The organism is Candidatus Symbiopectobacterium sp. (genome assembly GCF_020054415.1).
Classification (GTDB): Bacteria; Pseudomonadota; Gammaproteobacteria; order Enterobacterales; family Enterobacteriaceae; genus Symbiopectobacterium.
In genome coordinates this window covers 1-4,942 of record NZ_JAHWCO010000090.1, presented here as the reverse complement: position 1 = coordinate 4,942, position 4,942 = coordinate 1, and the positions used below count along the sequence as shown (strand labels likewise).

General features: G+C 52.3%; 6 protein-coding genes and 1 pseudogene. All 7 read right to left on the bottom strand.

Annotated features, from left to right (window positions below; translation table 11 throughout):
• Positions 1–183 precede the first annotated feature (183 nt).
• On the bottom strand, positions 184–510 hold the full coding sequence (yciH, locus tag QZ506_RS02845) for a stress response translation initiation inhibitor YciH (RefSeq protein WP_291968933.1): 327 nt from the start codon (positions 508–510) through the stop codon (positions 184–186).
• Complete coding sequence (gene pyrF, locus QZ506_RS02840) at positions 507–1,244, bottom strand: orotidine-5'-phosphate decarboxylase (RefSeq protein WP_291968931.1); 738 nt, start codon at positions 1,242–1,244, stop codon at positions 507–509. Before pyrF ends, yciH begins: the two co-directional genes overlap by 4 nt.
• Positions 1,245–1,468: 224 nt before the next feature.
• The gene (lapB, locus tag QZ506_RS02835) at positions 1,469–2,638 is read right to left on the bottom strand and encodes a lipopolysaccharide assembly protein LapB (RefSeq protein WP_291968929.1); all 1,170 of its coding nucleotides are present in this window, start codon (positions 2,636–2,638) and stop codon (positions 1,469–1,471) included.
• Positions 2,639–2,650: 12 nt separating this feature from the next.
• Positions 2,651–2,956, bottom strand: a complete 306-nt coding sequence (locus tag QZ506_RS02830; protein ID WP_291968927.1) for a LapA family protein — start codon at positions 2,954–2,956, stop codon at positions 2,651–2,653.
• A gap of 113 nt (positions 2,957–3,069) precedes the next feature.
• A complete protein-coding gene (locus tag QZ506_RS02825; protein WP_291968925.1) occupies positions 3,070–3,768 on the bottom strand; it encodes a hypothetical protein in 699 nt (232 codons plus the stop codon).
• A gap of 110 nt (positions 3,769–3,878) precedes the next feature.
• Complete coding sequence (pgpB, locus tag QZ506_RS02820) at positions 3,879–4,604, bottom strand: phosphatidylglycerophosphatase B (protein WP_291968923.1); 726 nt, start codon at positions 4,602–4,604, stop codon at positions 3,879–3,881.
• A 252-nt stretch (positions 4,605–4,856) separates the two neighbouring features.
• A pseudogene (locus tag QZ506_RS02815) lies at positions 4,857–4,942 on the bottom strand (lipoprotein); the annotation flags it as partial.

Sequence of the window (4,942 nt, the reverse complement as noted above, 5' to 3'; positions counted from 1 at the left end):
TGTGTTTGATAATGGGATTGTTAGTATGAAGCATGAGAGTTACCTCGCGTTTTGTTTAAGGATTAGACACCCATATCAAAACCGGTAACTCTCAACCTTTCAAGGTCAAGTGTCAGATCTAGTCGCGACTAATACAATTAATAGCGAGTGACAGCAGGGGTCTCCCTGCTGTCAGACTCTGCATTAACCGCCCGCCAGCTTGACCTTCAATCCTTTTGCTTCCAATAGCCGTTTTAGCAGATCGCGCTTATCGCCCTGGATCTCAATGGTGCCTTCTTTGACTGAACCGCCACAGCCACACTTCTTTTTCAGTTCTGCAGCCAACGCGGTCAGCGCGTCATCATCCAAATCGAGTACCGTGATAATACACACGCCCTTTCCTTTGCGCCCGCTGGTTTGACGTTGAATGCGCACTACACCGTCGCCTTTGGCACGCTTTACCGGAGCGGGTTCTTCCTTGATGCGTCCGGTATCTGTGGAATAGACCAACCGACTGTTACTCTCAGTCATGCCTGCCCTCCCACCAACAACGAATGCCGAATCTGCGCCAGCGTGTGCGCCGGATCGGCAGATTGGGTGATCGGACGCCCAATTACCATATAATCAACCCCTGCCGCCTGCGCCTGTTCTGGCGTCATAATACGACGCTGATCGCCACTGGCGCTGCCCGCAGGGCGAATACCCGGCGTGACCAACTTGAACGCGCTACCACAAACCTGCTTCAGTCGCTGTGCTTCCTGCGCAGAACACACCACACCATCCAATCCACAATCACGGGTCAGCACCGCAAGGCGCTCAGCCTGCTGAGCCGGTGTCGCGGTGATGCCTAACGCCAGCAGATCGTCCGCCTCCATGCTGGTCAACACGGTAACGGCAATCAGCAACGGCGCATCAGCGCCAAAGGGCTGCAATGCCGCTTTCGCCGCTTCCATCATCCGCCGACCGCCACTGGCATGGACATTAACCATCCACACACATAATTCTGCCGCAGCCGCCACCGCATGTGCGGCCGTGTTAGGGATATCGTGAAACTTGAGGTCGAGAAAAACGTCAAAGCCGCGCTGCTGTAACGCCTTAACAAATTGTGGACCGAAAAGGGTAAACATCTCTTTGCCCACTTTCAACCGACAATCCTGTGGGTTAATGCGATCGACAAACGCCAATGCCTGATTCTGGTCAGCATAATCTAATGCGACAACGACTGGCGACGTAACGGCATGCGGTGGGGTGATGTGTTCGCTCATGTGGCCCTCAGTTTTGCTTGGCGATTGAATCCGTGGAGTGAGATTTGTCCGCGTATGAAAATTTTCCGCCGCATTCTACCCTTCTCTCCCGCGAAAGCCCAGCGGCCCTGCTGGACTGCGCTGCATTTCGCGCGACGTTCGCCGTGAATGTGCTTTCAATAACAAGTATGTTGTAACTAAATCGTGTTTTATAAAATAGGCAATAGAATAAGACACACCTTACGCTATTGTCCGTCCAGACCACGAATCGGTTTGATGCTGGCCCATGAGCGGCATGAAGGACAGTGCCAGTATAGGGATTGCGAGGTGAAGCCACACTTCTGGCAGCTATAGCGTGGTTTGGTGCGTATCTGTTCTCCGACCATATCGCGCAGCACCAGCAAGCTCTCTTTGGCTCGACCATCTTCGGCTTCACTCAGGTGGAAATCCATCAGACGATGGAAAACGCGCATTGTCGGGTGACGCTGTAACTGGCGGTTGATGTAGACCTGTGCCACCTCAGCCCCTTCTTTGCGCTCCAGGATATCCGCCAACATCAGATCGGCGCTGGCACCGGTATTCTCTTCAACACAGCGTTTGAGAAAATCTTCCCATGCCTCCGACGCAGGCAAGTTCTGGTAACAGGTTTCCAGCGTCGGCAGGGTTTCACTGACAAAGGCTTTATCTTGTTCCAGAACCTGCTGGAGCACCTCTACCGCCGGCGCATAGCGCTCCTGAGCGATATGAATGCGCCCCATCATGATCGACGCCCGAGCGCACGCTTTATCCGTTTCTGCACTCTTTTTCAGTAGCGTCAACGCGTTATCCAGATCGTCACTGCTCATCGCTTGCAGCGCCAGTTCGCAGTAGAAATGTGCGATTTCCGTATTCAACTGCGGCTGGCCTAGTTTGACCAGTTTTTCCGCAATATCGATCGCCTTCTGCCAGTCGCTGGTAGCCTGATAGATATGCAACAGTTGTTGAAGCGCGCTGCGACGAAAATCCTCTTCATCCACCAGTTGGGTGAAGATCTCTTCAGCACGGTCATACAGCCCTGCTGCCATATAATCACGCCCGAGTTGCTGCACCGCCAGCAGGCGCTGTTCGAACGATAACGAAGCGCTTTCCGTCAATGCCTGATGAATGCGAATAGCACGGTCGACCTCACCGCGTGAGCGGAACAGGTTACCCAGCGTCAGATGCGCCTCGAAGGTGTTACTCTCGTCCTTGATCATATCAAGGAACAGTTCCACCGCTTTATCCTGTTGATTAGAAAGCAAAAAGTTTACTCCTGTCACATACTCTCGTGACAAGCGGTTGGCTTCCTGCTCCTTGTCCTGCTGTGCGCTTCTGCGGCCCATGTACCACCCGTATGCGGCGGCCACCGGCAATAACAGAAACAGCAGTTCTAACATAGAGGAGGATCCTTAGTGGGAAACAGAGGGCGCAGAGGGCGGCGTTTCGCTCTCTGTTACAGACTGTTGCTGTTCCAGGCGTTTGATTTTACGTTGCGCACGGCCGAGGGTGATGCGCAATCGCAGGTAGAATAAACCGCAGATCACCCACCCCAACACAAACCCGACTGCAAACAGCGTAGCAAGTAGCGTGGAAACACGATATTCGCCCTGTGCCAGCAGATAGTTGAAGGTGACAACCTGCTCGTTGTGCGCCCCCAATGTAATGGAAATTATTAATATCGCCAGTACCAATAAGAAGATCAGCAAGTATTTCACGCTCTTGTTCCTGTGATATCGCCTTAACCTGATGATTATGCCAAATGTTGGCGCTAAACCCCATAGAATTATCCATTATAGCCGGAGAAAGGACATGGCTAGCTGAGGTAGCATCAGACGAGCGCGGCAGCACCGCCTGTTTTTGAACAACCCGATAATAAAAAACGATGATCGAAAAAACGCGATTCAGGCAAAAGCAATTTTATATAGGGCAAGAGCGCGTGGCGGGCTCCAGCCGGAGGCATGAAATGGCCGCTGGCGTTACTCCAAAAAGTCAGCTGCTGTTGAACAAATTTTAGCACCCCAGCGAAATGCACCTTGGTGTCATTCATAAAAGAAGAGTGTCCTTTAAGGGGGAACCTGCTTATCGGTTCTTCAGGGCAGGCTCGCGCGGCACCCTGGATCTTGTAGGGCGCGTCGACAGGGATGATAAAAATATAATAACCGTCAATGCGTGATGCCACCCCCTCAATCGCATTGACCATACGGTACTCCGTTCCCCCCTTTTCCAACGTAAAAATTTCGGTTGGGTCGTAAGGCAACCGCACCGTTTTACCTTTGACGATAGTGTACTGAGACAACAGGGTGACGTTCAACCTCAGATATAAACTCTCTAGCGCATCTTGTAATGTGGTTCCATATTTGGCGACCGCATGATTTAACGTGGCCCGTATCCCCGCCTTTATGCACCATGGGGATTTCTGCACCGCAGGAACCGGCTTACGTTTACAGTAATGTGTATTAGTCACAGAGACGATTTTACGTATTAGGCCGTTCACGGATATCCGTCGCAAGTGATGATCGCGGACCACGGCCCATCTGCTTGAAACACCAGAAAGGTTCACTCTATGAACCGCAATGCCTGACATCATAAGAGGGGTCACTGATGCCCCTTTTTCACGTCATCATCACTTTTCTTTTCCTAAGGCGATCGCGTTAATGGACCACACCAGCGCTGCGCCAGTGTACAAGCCAGCACCACCAACACCCAGCCCATCAGGGTCGCCGCAATCAAATCCTGCGGCCAGTGCATGCCCAACGCCAAACGACTGGCCATTACCCCCGACGCCCACACCATCAATACCACCACGGTTTTATAGTGCCGCCGCGCCCACAACAACCCTACCGCCAGCAACGCCCAAGTTGCCGCGAATAGGGTATGCCCTGACGGGAAGGCAAAACCCGTTTCAAATTGCCAATGTGCTCGCAGCCATTCAGGTATCTGCGTCTGTGCGCTCAGTTGTTCCGCCACCAGCCGCGCACGCTCGGTGCGTGGCAAAGAATAGAAATAGCGTTCATCGACCTGATACGCTTTTTCCAACCAGACCACAAAGGGGCGCGGCTCCTGAAGCAGCTCTTTAATTAACGACTTCACGCCCTGACCTACCAGTACAGTCAGTGCCATGATTGCCAACACGCCCAGTGCCGGTTTGAAACGAAAACGTAAGCACCACAGAAACCAGAGCGCCAACAGTGCGCTGGTCACTATCCCCCAAGGTCGCGTCACCGTTTCCGTGACCCAGAACAGTCCGCGCAGCCACAGTCCCTGTGTTTCAGGTTGCCATTGCCAGCCGCTCAACCCTACGGCAACCGGCAATATCAGCAAAATTCCCGCACCGAGGGCAGTGCGTTTGGCAATGTCGTACATAGCTTCCCCTGTTAAACCTTTCACTCACCAACGCAGGAAAACACGGTTAAAGAGTGGGTGTAAATCGCAAATTTTTCATAAATTTATCATGAAATCTCCCCTCCTTCGTCAATGGAACGTAAACTACTCCATCGTTATGTCAGTACCTGTGCTGCTATACAAACATCGTGCTATGGCACAAACCTGATGAATACATGGGCTTTGTTGAATAAATCAGAACTTGTAACGACTGCACCCCATACGGGTCGATTGTTACGTGATGCGAATACTGTTCGGCATTCCTAATAGCGTGATCCGGTTAAGCGCTTTGACCATGGCCATGGCTTCACCCACCTGAG